Origin of the sequence: Neolewinella litorea (assembly GCF_004803465.1) — a bacterium.
In the GTDB taxonomy this organism is placed as follows: Bacteria; Bacteroidota; Bacteroidia; order Chitinophagales; family Saprospiraceae; genus Neolewinella; species Neolewinella litorea.
Window position 1 is genome coordinate 46,501 of the sequence record NZ_SRSF01000004.1, and the last position, 13,798, is coordinate 60,298.

Consider the following 13,798-nt stretch of genomic DNA (forward strand, 5'->3'; position numbering starts at 1 on the left):
CACAGGTATTTAAAATGTAGAACAATCAGGTGAGGCCTATACGGCTTGCGTCGTACAGATCTAATCAAGAGAGTTATGCAAATTGGAATACCGTGTGACTACAAAAAAGTCTGATGCTCAGGTGTCTAAGCGGCAGCAAAACTACAGGTGCCTACAATAATTTGCAAACCGAAGGCGGGCAAATTTGTGAAAGCTCCTGTTCGCTTACACGGGAAAGCTCATTTCCACCTTCCGGGCAACGGCCTGAATGTTAGGCTATTGTTGAGTCTCCGGGGTGGGTAAGTGTCGATTAGTTAACTGCGGAGCCCCGAAATTTATTTTTCAAATCGACAAACATTTTTTTGCGGGGGCTATTCAAATTGGTTCCGGACCTCAAAACCTTCCCGTTTCAGCAGCTGATCCCGCTCGAAGAGCGCAATGTCGGCCCTGACCATTTCGGCGCACATGGTGGCCAGGTCGTAAGTTGGTTCCCAGCCCAGTTTGGTTTTGGCCTTGGTGGGGTCGCCTAGCAACAGCTCTACCTCCGTGGGTCGGAAGTATCGGGGGTCTACCGAGACGACGGTAGTGCCTACGGGCAGCGGAAACTCATCATTGTGTACTTCCGAGATGACACCCGTTTCTTCGGCTCCTTCTCCTTTGAATTCCAGTTCGACGCCGACTTCCCGGAACGACATCCGCACGAAATCGCGCACCCGGGTGGTCACGCCGGTAGCCAGTACGTAATCGTCGGCCTCATCCTGCTGCAGCATCCGCCACATTCCCTCGACGTAATCCTTGGCGTGGCCCCAGTCGCGCTGTGCGTCCAGGTTTCCGAGGTAGAGGTGTTGCTGCAGGCCCAGCGCGATCTTGGCTACGGCACGCGTGATCTTGCGGGTCACGAAGGTCTCACCCCGCAGCGGGCTTTCGTGGTTAAACAGGATGCCGTTGCAGGCATACATATTATAGGCCTCTCGGTAATTGACCGTAATCCAGTAGGCGTACAGCTTGGCTACCGCGTAAGGGGATCGGGGGTAGAAGGGGGTGGTTTCCGACTGGGGGACTTCCTGCACCAGGCCGTAAAGCTCTGAAGTCGACGCCTGGTAGAAGCGTGTCTTTTCCGACAGCCCGAGCAGACGGATCGCCTCCAGCAGGCGGGTAGTGCCGATGCCGTCCGCGTCCGCAGCGTATTCGGGCATTTCGAAGCTGACCTTCACGTGGCTCATGGCCGCCAGGTTGTAGATCTCATCGGGCTGTACCTCCTGTACGATCCGGACTAGGTTCGTTGAGTCGGTAAGGTCGCCGTAGTGCAGGATGAGGTTCCGATCCGATACGTGGGGGTCCTGGTACAGGTGGTCGATCCGATCAGTATTGAACTGGGAGGCACGACGCTTGATGCCGTGCACTTCGTATCCCTTCTTCAGCAGAAGTTCCGTGAGGTAGGCGCCGTCCTGACCGGTCACTCCGGTGATGATTGCTTTCTTGGCCATGGCTAAATTGATTTAATGGGGTAAATGCTCTGGTTGTTGTGAACGCGGAGAAAGAGGTTTTCGTAAGCGTCGATCAAACGCTCCTCGTCGAAACGGGAAAGAATGGTTTCAGCGCGTTTGAGGTGTTGCGTTTGCAGGTTTTTATCCGAGGCAAGTTGGTACATCGCCTCGCTCAGGGCCTCAGCGTCGCTGTTGGGCACGGCCAGACCGGCGTCGGCTACCAACTCGGAAAGGGCCCCGTCGCGTGAAACGATCAGGTTCTTGCCCGCGGCCATGAGTTCGGTCGCGACCCCCCCGAAGGGCTCCTCCCAGGTAGAAGGCAGCACGGCGATGCGGCAGCGGCGGAGTAGGTCGATGAGGTCGGAGCCAGTCGTCATGCCGGCAAAATGGACGTATGCGTCCAAACCTGCGGCAGTGACCCGTCCCTCCAGGTGATTCCGTTCCGGACCGTCACCGATGATGCAGAGGCGGTAGGCGTTGCCGGTACGACCTTGAAGGCGGATGAAGGCGTCGATCAGGACGGCCACCCCCTTTTCCGAGATCAGGCGACCCAGGAAGAAGAAATCGTAATCGTAGCTCCCGTCGGTATTCCGCGCCCCGGCAAATTTGGAAATGGGGAAGGGGTTGTGAATACGCACGTGATTCGAAAGCGGATGACGGTCCTTCATCCAGTCTGAGATGGCTACGTTGGCCCGGACAACGTGGTTGGCATACAGCCGCAAGGCAGTAACCTTGAGCAGGCCACGCAGGGCGAAGAACGGATTGCCGCGCTTGAGGTGATACCAAAAGGAAGGCAGCGGCCGCAGCGGCGCCGGGCCGCCGGCGTACCATCCCGCCCCGTCGATACAGGAAACCTGGTATCCATCGTGGCGCATCACCACCGGGCGGCGTACAAGCAGCGTATAGGGAGCAATGTAAAGGCTGGCGCCGTTGCAAAACACCAGGTCCGACCAGCGCACCAGGTCCAGCAGTTCCCCGGGAGCGGCCTGCCTTACCACACGGAAGGGCTCGTTATCGGACACCTCGCTGGTGATCGGGGTGACCACTACCACTTCGTGACCCCGGTCCGTCAGGTGACGGGCGGTGTTCAGGGCGAGGGTCTCTATCCCCCCAACCATCGGTTTGAATACCGGGGTGGAGAGTAAAATTTTCATAGGGGAAGTCTCTAAAAAGCATCACGGTACCACGTGCGGGAAACGTGATACCGTGATGCGGCGGATATGGGATAAGGGACGCTTACAGCGCGTTCTCCTCTCCTTTGATGGCGTTATAGACGGTCATGACGACACAGCGGATGTCCATCAGTATGCTCCAGTTTTCCAGGTACCATACGTCGTACTCCACCCGCTTCTCCATCTTCCAAACCTCGTCGGTTGGGCCGCGGTATCCGTTGATCTGCGCCAGTCCGGTCACGCCAGGCTTTACCTTGTGGCGGATCATGAATTTGTCGATCAGGCGGGAGTATTCCTCGGTGTGCTTGATCATGTGGGGACGTGGTCCGACCACCGACATGTCACCCAGGAACACGTTGATGAACTGGGGGAACTCGTCCAGACTGGTCCGGCGCAGGAAAGCGCCCACTTTGGTGATGCGGGAATCGCCGCGGGTGGCTTGCTTGTCGTCGGCGCGGTCGTTGATGCGCATGGAACGGAACTTCCACATCTTGAAGACCTTGTTGAGGTAACCCGTACGTTCCTGGCGGAAGAAGATGGGGCCCGGGTCTTCGCGATAGATCGCGATGGCCACGATAGGCATCAGGATGGGGTAGATGAACAGTATCACCAGGCTGCTGACCACCAGGTCAAAGGCCCGTTTCAGCACCTTGTTGCGCAGTTCGTTCAGGGGTTCCTCCTTCAGCGTGAGCATGGAAAGGTCGCCCAGCTGTTGGCTTTTGTACGTCCGGGGGAAAAGGGTGGTTTCCCGCGGAGCTACTTCCACGTCGATGAACTGGGTTTCGCAGATGCGCATGATCTCCCGTTCTTCTTCCAGGGTAAGGTCACTGTAGAAGAAGATCAGTTTGTCGATGTCCGGCTGCGTGCTCAGGTAATCCATGAGGTCGCCGTAATTGCCGATGTTGGTTACGTTGGCGTGCGGCGTATTGCCGAAGCGGCCCACCAGTTCGGCGCTGCCGGGAAAGCAGTAATCAAAGGCCTTGAACAGCTGTTGCAGGTTCTCGGCCTTGCCGCCTACCACTACGTAGCGGAACTTTTCAAAGGGGCTTTCTTCCCGGACGCGGTGAAATACCCGGCCGGTGGAAATGAGGATCAGCGCCAGTCCGTGCGCCAGGAGGATGAAGGGAGTGTGCGGAGCCTCCCCCAGTACGTTGTAGTAGAACAGCGAGGTGAAAGCGAGCAGAAAGATCAGGATCTTGAAGACCTTGGAGAGTTGCTGCTCCATCCTTACCCGTTCGTACCAGCGGTAAGCATTAAAATAAACGCAGAGCCAGCCCCAGGCAATGTTGACGAAAACAATCAACGCAAGGTTCCTCCCGGTCATCGCGGCGCTGTAGTCCAGTACCCCATAAGTGATAAGACTGGCCAGCAGGAAGGAAAGATTGATCAGGAAAAAGTCAGTCGCTATAAGGTCGTAACGGTGTGGCGTCGACCGCAACACCCTCGAACTCGAGGTTGCGGTTAACTGAGAGGTGAATTCCATGTGTTGTGTTGTTTAGTGTTCTGTGTCAAAATCTGTCTAAAACCAAAAAGGATGTTCCGCTTATCTAACTGTTCTGCGGCAAAGGTGCGGGCTCCGCGGTAATTCGTTTCACATTCGCCCGCTAAAATTTTCCTCAATCCCTGTTCCAGTGCATCAATGTCTTCGGGAGCAACCAGTGTTCCGAGATGGTGAGCCTTTACGAGGTCATGTAGGGTAGTTCCTGCTTCGGCGGTGATGAGAGCATGCCCACCCACCGCCAGGATGTTGGTCAGCTTGGACGGCATCACGAGATCGGCTGCAGCTTTTTTCTGCAAAACCAGATGAACGTCTGCCGCGGCCAGGCTGGCCGCCAATCTGTCAAGGGGTTGTAAGGGTTTAAAAATTACGTTGGTAAGTTCCAGTCTTTCGGCCTCCGCCATAAGGCGGGACTTAGCACCCCCCTCCCCGATAATTAGGAAGGTGAGATCTGGAACGTCGCGCATCCGATCCGCAAGTTGAAGAATATTTTCCAATCCCTGCTTCTCGCCGAGATTGCCGGCATACAATACCAGGCGATCGTTATCGCCAAAACCCCATTCTTCTCTCGCAGAATCTTTCCGCGACACTGGATATACGAGGTCTCCGTCTACCCAGTTTGGAAACATGATAATTTTGTCCGTGTTTATGCCCTTCTGCAGAATCTTTCGCTGCATGCCATCGCTGATCGTGGAAACGGCGGTCATGCGTTGCAGCAACCACCGTTCCGAACGTTCCAGCAGCCGCAGCAACCAGTTCTGCCGGATGATGCCCAGGTCGCGGGCCGCGTCTACCTGCAGGTCCTGGATGTGATTGATGACGGGCGTACCGTGCAACCACTGATGCAGCAAGGCGGGAAAGCCGAGGTGAAAGGGCGGACTCACGCAGATGATGGCATCATAGGAGCGGAAGTAGCGGGGTATCCAGTATCGCAGGGAACTGAGCACGAAACTCATCTCATGCAGGATGCGCCGCAGACCGGTTACCTCCTCGGGCACGTACAGGGGGCTGCGCAATACCCGTACGCCATCGATATTCTCTTCCCGGTACGCGTTGACGTAACCCGATTTTACCTTCCAATGGGGGTAATAGGGGGGAGCGGTGATGACTTCCACCTCGTCACCCTGAGCGGCGAAGTAGGCCGCCATTTCACCCGAATACTTGCCAATGCCGGTCAGTTCCGGGGCAAAGTTGATGCCGTAGATTAGTACTTTCACGATATATAGCCCGCCGGTATCAACCCGGGGGTTTAGAGACACCCGCTTTTCAGGGCGGGCTAACTGGGATTTACTTTCAAACCAAACCGCCGGCGGGGGAGCCGGCAACTCTTTTCCTTATCACCCGGGCGGGAGATCCCATACAGATCATGCCCGGCGGTAGGTCCTTGAATACAGAGGAACGGGCCCCGACCAGGGTGCCCCTACCTATTGTAACCCCCGGGGCGACGTAAACGTCAGTTGCTATCCAGCACTCGGCACCTATACTAATAGGTCGACTGTAGATAGCAAATGCTGTGCTCTCAGGGTCATGGCTACCGGTACAAAGATAACTCTTCTGAGAGACAACGGCATGGGGTCCAATGTGGATAGCCCCCAAACTATACAGTACGACGTCGTCGCCGATCCAGGCAAAATCACCAATGGAAACCTTCCAGGGAAACTGCGTGCGCACCGTCGGGCGTATGATTGCGCCCCGCCCGACCGTCGCTCCGAATGATCGCAAGAGCCACCGTCGCCAGCCGTACATGAACTGGGGCGAAGGCCGGAACAACAAGGCCTCCACGATCCACCACAACTGTACGACCCAGCCGGGGCGGCCCCGGAAGTTCTCCGGCAATTCAAAGGTACTCAGGTCCTGGTAGCGCTCCTCCATATCAGACTACGGCGGGTTCTTTGTTCAGGAAGACGTTCACGTCCAGGCCGTACTTGTCCCACACTACGGCTTCCAGTGGGCGGTGCTTCATCTCCTGCTTGATCTCGTAAATGGTGGAATCCACCAGGAAGCGGAACCAGAAGCCTTGCAGGAAATGGAAGATGAGCCCCTCCTTGCCGTCCAGGAAACCCAGTTTGATGATGTAGCGGTGGAAGAGGTACAGAAAACTCCGCAAGAAAAGGGGGGAGCGCTGAAATACCTTGCTCTTCAGCCAGCGCTTCCGCTCAATCGGGTTGCCGGTGAGCCGGGCCTTCACTTCGCCGGGATCTTCTTCGCTAAGGATAGACTCCACGGCCTCGAAGACCGCCCAGCGGGCGTGGCTGACGGTAAAGTCGCGCAGGCTGCTCATTACGCCGTCCTCAAGATCCGCGCCCCGGCCCGCCTTGGCGGTATTGCCATCGACGACGAAGTGCTGGTCGTACACCTTGTTCTCGCAGTGGCCCAGGTGGCGGCGGTACAGGCGCAGGTGGTATATGGGGTGGTAGCCGCCGTGCTTGATCCAGCGGCCGAGGAAGATGGCGCGACGGGCAAACATGTAGCCGTCGACGGTCTTGTCCACCGGATCGAACGATTCGTTGATCCAGGTGACCATTCCCGGGGTAAGGCGCTCTCCGGCGTCGAGGTGCAGCACCCATTCCCCTTCGTACGGGAGGTTGCTTTGGGCCCAGTTGCGCTGGGCGGCGTAGTTTTTGAAGGCGTGCTGAGTATAGGGAATACCCCGCCGGTCCAGAATCTCCAGGGTGCGGTCCTGGGAGTAAGAATCCACCACGAAGATGGGGGCATTTACCCCCGCCAGGGAGTCCAGCAGATTCTCAATGTTGGCTTCCTCATTGAAGGTGAGGATAACGATGGTTAGCGGGTGGTGCATGAGATCACTTTTTGGTAGGCGGCTTCCCATTCGCCAACATTGGCGTGGATGCTGAACTCTTCGCGGGCCAGTCGCAGGGCGTTCTTGTTCATGATTTTCATTTGGTCGGGGGTAAGGGTATGGATGTGTTCGATCGTCCGCAGCAGACTGTCGGGGTCGTTCGGGATCCAGTAGCCGGCTTCGTGCTTTTCCAGGATCTCCCAGGGCGTACCGGTGGAGGCTACCGCCGGCGTACCCTGAGCCAGGCCCTCCATCACCACAATTCCGAAGTTCTCCGTGTGGGAAGGCATGAAGGTGAACCAGGCCGCGGCCAGCAACTCCTCCTTCTCGCGTCCGTCGCGGTGGCCGAGGAAGCGGATCTTGTGGGTAAGCCCCAGGTCCTCAACCTGTTTGACGAGTGAACGTCCGTAATCGTTGTAATAATCACCGACAATTTTCAGGGTAAATTCACTTGAAAGAAAGGCCGTGGATCTAGACATGGCCTCGATGAGGTTCTCGATCGCTTTCTTCGGGTCGATGCGGCCGATGTACATGAAGTACTTTTCCTTGTTGGTCTCGATCCGCTCGGGCAGTTCCATATAGTTGGGGATCTGTACCACCTTGGCGTCCTCGCCGAAATTGTCGCGGATGTAGCGGGTCTCGGCATCACAGGTGGAGTGAAACCACAGCAGGTCCTTGTCCACCAGCGAATTGATGAGCTTGATCATCGTAGCCTTCTTTTTCGGGGAACGCAGGAGCATGGGCGGGTCGAGGTCGCCCCGCGAAGACCAGAGCATCGGCTTGCGGTAGAAGTAGGAATTGATCACCGCCATGGTCAGGGAGGCGGGATAGGTGATCATCGAGAGGTGGAGCACATCCACTTTCTTCAATTGACGCAGGGCCCGAAACACCAGGTTAACGGGCAGGTAGTGCAGCGGATTCCGGGTATAGATGATGGTACCGTAGTCGGTATCCAGCCACCGGTCGCGGGGCATGGGCAGTCCCTGCCCGCGGTCCGTGGTTGAGACGATCGGCTTATGCCCCCGGCGGGTCAGGGCCTTCGTGATCCAGTAGACGGTATTGTCGGGTCCGCCCGTCTGGGCCGGATAAAAACTTCCGGCGGGAAAAAGGATCTTGAGTTTCTTCAAAGCAAACTGGAGTAAAGGTCAAGGTAACGGTTGGCTACGGAGTCGATGTGGTAATCCACAACGTTCTCCCGCCCGCGTTCGATGAGCTGATTTCTGTATTCTGGGTGCCGGATCACCTGCAATATACCTTCCCGGATAGCGGCGGGTTCGAAGGGGTCTACCAGGGCTGCTCCACCGGGACCCGCCACTTCGCGGTGCGGCGAGAGGTTGCTGGTCACTACCGGCCGCCCCGTCACCTGCGCTTCGAGGATCGGCAATCCGAATCCCTCGTAGGTCGAGACGAAGGCCAGTAGGTCGCATTCCGTATAGCGTTGGCGCACTTCAGCGTCGGATAATCCGGTGGCCCAGTTGAATTCAATGTTGTGGGCTTCAAGGGCCGCGAGATCGTCGTCGGAGGGCTGGCCAATAATTTCAAGGCGACAGGGAACGCCGGCCAGGGCCTCGGCCAGGCGGGCGAGGTTCTTGTTGGGTTTCACCCCGATTTGCAGGATGGTCGGACGTGCCGTGTTGAACGGTCGGTCACGGGGCACAAAAGCCGGATCCACGAAATTGGGGATCACGTGCAGTTTCTCCTCCTTTACACTGGTCAGTTCCACGAGCTCGCGCCGCGTCTTTTCGGATATCACCGTCACGGCCGCCGCCCTGCGCGCGGGGCCCTCAAAGATCATCCAGCGGTAAAACCAGTACCGGGGGTGCCACCGCGGATACCGCAACAGCGGGTTGCAATCGTGGATGGTGATCACCGACGGCCCCCGCAGCGCGAAAACGATGGAGTTGACGTCGCCGGTCACGTGGTGGATGCACGGCTCTTTGCGGGAACAGCCCTGCACCTGCGTCCGCGCCCAACGGTTGTTGCTGCGCACGTTGCCCAGTGTATTGTTGTATTCCGGGAGTTCCAGACGGTGCACCGACACGCCCCGCTGCACGAATGCCTCCGACAACTGATCGAACAGGCGCTCGATGCTGAAGGCGGTGGGGTAAGCCTTGCGGAAAAACAGGTTAAGCCGCATAAGCCCGATTTTCCGCCGGCTCGTTGAAACTGGCGATGAGTAAGCCGCCCGTGACCACCGCAAACCCCAGGGCGGTAGGTTGCGACCAGTTGGCGGTGATGATCTGTACCAATCCGAAGCTCGTGAGCAACCAGGGCAGGGGCTGCCGCCGGAAGACGTAGATCACGCTGCGCACCAGGAAATGAATGGCCAGGACTACCCGGGTGAGTATCGTGAGGATGCCCAGCAGTGGCCCCATCTCTCCGATGACGCGACCCCACTCGCCCTCCGCCACCAGGAAGGTGTCGGACGATCCGGTGAGCAGGGTGGCCCCTACGATGGTACCCTTGCCGAGGCCCTGCCCCCAGAACGGCAGATCGTCGGCGCCGCCCACGGCCTCGATCATGCTGCCGATGAAGCGGTCTCCTAGCGTCCCTTCCAAGCCACCCTCGGCGAGACTGGCCTTGGTAAAGCGGTCGGTAAATACGGTGATGCCGTTCTGCACGAAGTCAAAACCGCTCAGGATCATTAATAGTATCGGGAGGGCTACGGCGGCCAGGCCCAGACGACCCACGGCGCGGCCCCCGCCCACCAGGCTTCCCATCACGAAGAAAACCGCCGTGATGATGAGCTGAAACAGGTACCCCCGGCTGATGGCCAGCGGGATGGCGACGATGATGCCCACGCTGGCGGCCAGGAGGATGAGGAAGTTGACCTTCCGCGTCGCCTGCCAGAAGTAGAAGACGAACACCGCCGTAAGGCTGAAGAACAGCGTGGTCCCGTTGGTAAACGAAAAGGTGCCCGGCGGGCGGAAGTAACCCATCGCACCGTCAAAGCCGCCGCCCTCGCCGCCGCCCACGGCCCGGTTGACCCACGCTGACTGCGGACTGTAAAATTGCAGCGCGATCAGCACCGTCATGAACGGGGCTACCCAAAGCAGGAACTTGCCCATGCGTTCCACGTCGAGGCGGGAGAAGACCTGCCCGATGATGAAGATCAGGGGAAAATGCAGGATCGTGATCCGCAGTCCGTAGATGGCCACGTAGAGGTTCTGGTGTCCGCTCAGGAAGGTCATCAGAAATGAAAGTATCGTGGTGAAGAAGATCACCAGCGTATAGGGGTTCAGGATGCGCACGTGCCGGTTGGCCGCCTGCAGTATGATCAGCAGGGCCACCGGATCGCGCACGATCAGCAGGGGAGCCTGCAAACCCGGCAGGACCCATTTCCGCAGGGCTCCTTCAAAGAGCAGCAGCAACAGGTACAGCCATATCAGCCGCTTCGTCAGCCGGTGCTGTTGCTCGACGGCCGCGGGGGGCGGAGCCAGGGGGCGTTGCAGGACGGCGGCGTTCACGATACGGTGGCGGGTGAGAGATCAGCTAGTTCGCGGGCTACCGTCCCCCCGTAAGCCGGCCAGGTGTAGGCGGCGGCGTGGCGGCGGGCGGCCTCCGACATCCGTGGCAACTGGTCGCGGTGGTCGCAGAACCACTGGATGGCCTCCGCAATGGCCGCCGGAGAGCGGATGGGAACCAGGATACCGGTTTCGTCCGGCACGACCAGGTCGGCCCCGCCGGTATTGGGGGTGATGATCACGGGCAGGCCGCGGCTCATCGCCTCTTGCATGACCAGGGCACGGCCCTCCACGATGCTGGGCAGGCAGAAGACGTCGCAACTGGCCATCAGTTCGAGTACACCGGCGTGGGGGCGCGTCGGCTCGTAGGTGAAGTCAGGGTATTCCTGGCGGTAGAATTCCATGGGGGCCTGCAGACTGCCGAGCACTACAAGTTCTACTTGGGGGTTGTTCAGCAGTTTCATCGCCTCAAATAGGTCGCCCAGCCCCTTGCGCTGCCCCATCGAGCCAACAAAAAGGACGCGGAGTTTCCCGTTAGTGGAGGGGGTGGCGGCGCGCGCGGGTGCCGCGGGAGAAACCGGGGAGCCGAAAGGGGAAACGATCCGCCTTTTGTGGGTTGCCCAGTCCGGCAGGGAGTCCATTACGAAGGAGCCGGGGCCCACTACCACGTCGGCCAGTTCCATTTCCTCCGTCTTGCGGTCCAGTTTCTGCTGGCTGTCGCGGATGCCGCCCCCGAGGGTGTCGGCCCAGGCGGGCCGCCGTTCGGCTTCTTCCCGGATGAGTTCGCGCAGGGTCTGCCAGTAGGCGATCGGCAGGTCGTACACGCAGGTGAGGCCGCGGGCTTTGGCCGCCTTGAAGGATTCCAGTGCACCGTCTTCGTAGGCGTAAACGGCGGTAGCCTCCTCGGCTTGCCTTACGTCGGCCGCAACCTGGCGATCCAGGGCGTGGTAAATGTGGTCGACGCTGAAGACGCCGGTCTCGTGGGCGGTAAGCGATCGGAGCCCGGCCCGACCCGCGGCCAGCCGGCCCAGCTCCAGCCAGGGGTGCTGGCGGGTGTATGCCCTTAGCTCCGGCCGGAACCGCCGGCGTTCAAATTCGTGCAAGGGGGGCAGTTGGCCGATCTTGTCCCACAGGTTACCGGGAAAATTGGCAATCGAAGTATGGAACCGCAATAGCAGGTTCCTTTCCCGTAGCCCGTCGAGGATGGCGCGTACGTTGGCGTTGCCGGTGGGGTGGGATACAATTATCATAATGGGGCTTCTTAGCCGGTCTTGAGACCGGTGCTAGTAGTCTGATCCGGGCGAACTGTTGGAGGAAATGAAATTATGTGCCGGTGAAAGCGACAGGTCGTTCAGGAAACACCGGGCTACGCCCTGCGGCGATATAGGATGGGTGTCGAGCGAACCGGCGGCCCGCATGGCGGACAACAGGCCCGTCTCACTGAAGGTTTCGAGGGTGGCGGCCGTCAGGCCGGGCGTGAAGAAACTCGGGGCATGCTCCGTCCGGTAGGGCGCGGCTACCGGGATTCCGTGGTTCAGGAAAGCGGCCACCGTTCCGCTCTTGCCGATCAGGTGGTGATCGACCGGGGTGATGCCGAGGTCCAGCCGGCTCAACTCCCGACTCAGTGCTTCTGCGGACAGGAAGCCCGAGGCATTTATCGTCGCCTGCGGGAATTCGGCCGCCAAAATGCGCCGGGTTTCCGCTACTCGGTCCGCTCCGCCACCGAGCAATTGGATGTCCAGCTTCCGGCCGTCGGTGGTGCGGAGCCAGGTATCGAGCGATCGGATGAAGGGGATCACCCGCTCGGGGATGAACTGACTGAAAAAGCCCAGCCGGAAGCTCCCCCCGCCGGAGTCAGGGCCGGCAGTGCCCACCTGCGGGGCAATGTTGGCGAACAGCGGCAGCGGCCGGGCGGTGATCCCGAGTTGCTTCAACTGCGCCTGGTAATATGGGATGTGCGTATGGATTACCGCTGGCCGTAGCACCTTGGTCAGGCCCAGGACGGCCAAGCGTTGTAAGGCAGACACCACTGTATCCTTTGGCGTTCGCACACCCTGGTTCTTGATCCAGAGTTCGTGAAACATCACGTGCCACCGGCCGCGGTAGCGCAGGGATCGCAGTTGTTGGATCAGGGAAAAGGGCAGGCCGTACGGACTGAAAGAGTAGGGCACGTATTGCAGACTCAGCAAGCCGGGGTGGTAGCCATCAATGCTATCCTGGATCCGGCGGATTCGTTCCTGCTGCGGTGCACCGTAAGGTATACGCACTACGGGTACGGCCACTGTTCCCTCCCGTTGCTCCTCTTCCGTCGTTTCCGCTACCCCCTTGTCGTGGGTGGCCAGCAGACGCACGCCGGTACCACCGGCGATGAGTTCGGCAGCCATTTTGCGGGCGTAGTCGCCGACACCGTCCTTGCCGGGGACGAGGGAACCACAGAGGAAAAGGATACGATCAGACACGATTATCCGAGGCTCTTGTAATAGCGGCCGCCGAAGCGCAGGGTTTTGCACAGCCGTTGCATCTTGCGCACCTTGCTGTCCGGCACCGGCTGCAACTCTGAACCGTTGACGTTCTCCCAGAATATCAGGTCGGAATCCCGCGGGGGTTTTCCGTTGAAGAACTCACGGGTGAAGTTGCGGGTCCAGGGTTTGGGGCCGATTGGGTGGTGCATCAACCGCAGTCCGTAGATGAAGCCCATAGCTTCGGGGCCCATCAGGGATAGCGGCTGGTCGGTGGTCATCATCGCCAGGTTCAGGGAATCCTGGTTGGTGCTCAGCACTACGGCCGTGCGGTCGTACACACGGAATTCATTCATGTTGCCGCTGTGCGGTGCCAGCAGGGCGAATGCGTCGTTCCAGTCCTGGATGAAGGACTTCGTCTCCTGCGTCCAGCCCAGAAATCCGCTGTTGTAGTAGTCGTCGAGTTCGTTGGTGATCGTACGGCCCCCTTCGCGGGCAATGCGCGCCCATTTTTGCCGGATCGGGTGGCGGCGGTTGAACACGAAGTTGACGTCGCCGCAGATCGCTACGCCCTCTTGCACCCATTCGCCGAAGAAATCCATCCGGGTATTGATCACGATGTCGGAATCGAAGAAGAAGTACTCGGTAGCCTCCGGAGCCAGCACTTCCGTTACGTGCAGGAACCATTTGGGTTTCTCGTGTACCATATGCAGGCTGCCGTTGAGTTCGACAAGCTCTACCTCGACGCCGCCGGAGGTGGTGAAGGACTGACCGTGACGGGAAGAGGCCAGCGGCGGCAACCAATCGGGCAACGCTTCCCGGTAGCCGACGATCACCTTGTCAACGTAGGTTCCGTGGCGGGCCATGGAGTTGAGCAGGGCAGCGAGGCCGAGAAAGTAATCGCGTTCGGCGAGGGTGGTCATTATCTTCATACTGGCG

General features: G+C 59.1%; 12 protein-coding genes. All 12 read right to left on the minus strand.

The genetic code is table 11. The features are described from left to right. Positions 1 to 350: 350 nt before the first annotated feature. The 12 genes from gmd to E4021_RS11045 all read right to left on the minus strand — a co-directional run bounded on the left by gmd (position 351) and on the right by E4021_RS11045 (position 13,791). On the minus strand, positions 351 to 1,466 hold the full coding sequence (gene gmd, locus E4021_RS10990) for a GDP-mannose 4,6-dehydratase (RefSeq protein ID WP_136459356.1): 1,116 nt from the start codon (positions 1,464 to 1,466) through the stop codon (positions 351 to 353). Between the two features lie 2 nt (positions 1,467 to 1,468). Then, positions 1,469 to 2,620, minus strand: coding sequence for a glycosyltransferase family 4 protein (locus E4021_RS10995; protein ID WP_136459358.1), 1,152 nt, complete (start codon positions 2,618 to 2,620; stop codon positions 1,469 to 1,471). An 82-nt stretch (positions 2,621 to 2,702) separates the two neighbouring features. Further along, positions 2,703 to 4,121, minus strand: coding sequence for an exopolysaccharide biosynthesis polyprenyl glycosylphosphotransferase (locus tag E4021_RS11000; protein WP_136459360.1), 1,419 nt, complete (start codon positions 4,119 to 4,121; stop codon positions 2,703 to 2,705). Further along, positions 4,100 to 5,353 (minus strand): WcaI family glycosyltransferase, encoded by a 1,254-nt coding sequence (locus E4021_RS11005; RefSeq protein WP_136459362.1) that lies wholly within the window; start codon positions 5,351 to 5,353, stop codon positions 4,100 to 4,102. Before E4021_RS11005 ends, E4021_RS11000 begins: the two co-directional genes overlap by 22 nt. Positions 5,354 to 5,429: 76 nt before the next feature. Then, entirely contained in the window at positions 5,430 to 6,008 is a 579-nt protein-coding gene (locus E4021_RS18585) for a putative colanic acid biosynthesis acetyltransferase (RefSeq protein ID WP_136459364.1), read from the minus strand. Between the two features lies 1 nt (position 6,009). Then, positions 6,010 to 6,936 carry a glycosyltransferase family 2 protein gene (locus E4021_RS11015; RefSeq protein ID WP_168797565.1) on the minus strand — a complete coding sequence of 309 codons (927 nt, stop codon included), beginning with the start codon at positions 6,934 to 6,936 and terminating at the stop codon, positions 6,010 to 6,012. Then, positions 6,921 to 8,063: a glycosyltransferase family 4 protein gene (locus E4021_RS11020; RefSeq protein WP_136459368.1), complete on the minus strand. Its 1,143-nt coding sequence runs from the start codon at positions 8,061 to 8,063 to the stop codon at positions 6,921 to 6,923. Before E4021_RS11020 ends, E4021_RS11015 begins: the two co-directional genes overlap by 16 nt. Beyond that, positions 8,060 to 9,073 carry a glycosyltransferase family 4 protein gene (locus tag E4021_RS11025; protein WP_136459370.1) on the minus strand — a complete coding sequence of 338 codons (1,014 nt, stop codon included), beginning with the start codon at positions 9,071 to 9,073 and terminating at the stop codon, positions 8,060 to 8,062. The genes E4021_RS11020 and E4021_RS11025 overlap by 4 nt, the downstream gene beginning before the upstream one ends. Then, complete coding sequence (locus E4021_RS11030) at positions 9,063 to 10,403, minus strand: hypothetical protein (RefSeq protein ID WP_136459372.1); 1,341 nt, start codon at positions 10,401 to 10,403, stop codon at positions 9,063 to 9,065. Before E4021_RS11030 ends, E4021_RS11025 begins: the two co-directional genes overlap by 11 nt. Continuing rightward, positions 10,400 to 11,650: a glycosyltransferase family 4 protein gene (locus E4021_RS11035; protein WP_211097008.1), complete on the minus strand. Its 1,251-nt coding sequence runs from the start codon at positions 11,648 to 11,650 to the stop codon at positions 10,400 to 10,402. The genes E4021_RS11030 and E4021_RS11035 overlap by 4 nt, the downstream gene beginning before the upstream one ends. A 33-nt stretch (positions 11,651 to 11,683) precedes the next feature. Continuing rightward, complete coding sequence (locus E4021_RS11040; RefSeq protein ID WP_136459376.1) at positions 11,684 to 12,859, minus strand: glycosyltransferase family protein; 1,176 nt, start codon at positions 12,857 to 12,859, stop codon at positions 11,684 to 11,686. Positions 12,860 to 12,861: 2 nt separating this feature from the next. Then, positions 12,862 to 13,791 (minus strand): hypothetical protein, encoded by a 930-nt coding sequence (locus E4021_RS11045; RefSeq protein WP_136459378.1) that lies wholly within the window; start codon positions 13,789 to 13,791, stop codon positions 12,862 to 12,864. Positions 13,792 to 13,798: the final 7 nt, after the last annotated feature.

Bases quoted from the DNA above. Each gene is read 5' to 3' on its own strand.
- E4021_RS11015 (WP_168797565.1), bottom strand. From the start codon at position 6,936: ATGCACCACCCGCTAACCATCGTTATCCTCACCTTCAATGAGGAAGCC.
- E4021_RS18585 (WP_136459364.1), bottom strand. From the start codon at position 6,008: ATGGAGGAGCGCTACCAGGACCTGAGTACCTTTGAATTGCCGGAGAAC.
- E4021_RS10995 (WP_136459358.1), bottom strand. From the start codon at position 2,620: ATGAAAATTTTACTCTCCACCCCGGTATTCAAACCGATGGTTGGGGGG.
- E4021_RS11035 (WP_211097008.1), bottom strand. From the start codon at position 11,650: ATGATAATTGTATCCCACCCCACCGGCAACGCCAACGTACGCGCCATC.
- E4021_RS11045 (WP_136459378.1), bottom strand. From the start codon at position 13,791: ATGAAGATAATGACCACCCTCGCCGAACGCGATTACTTTCTCGGCCTC.
- gmd (WP_136459356.1), bottom strand. From the start codon at position 1,466: ATGGCCAAGAAAGCAATCATCACCGGAGTGACCGGTCAGGACGGCGCC.
- E4021_RS11000 (WP_136459360.1), bottom strand. From the start codon at position 4,121: ATGGAATTCACCTCTCAGTTAACCGCAACCTCGAGTTCGAGGGTGTTG.
- E4021_RS11025 (WP_136459370.1), bottom strand. From the start codon at position 9,073: ATGCGGCTTAACCTGTTTTTCCGCAAGGCTTACCCCACCGCCTTCAGC.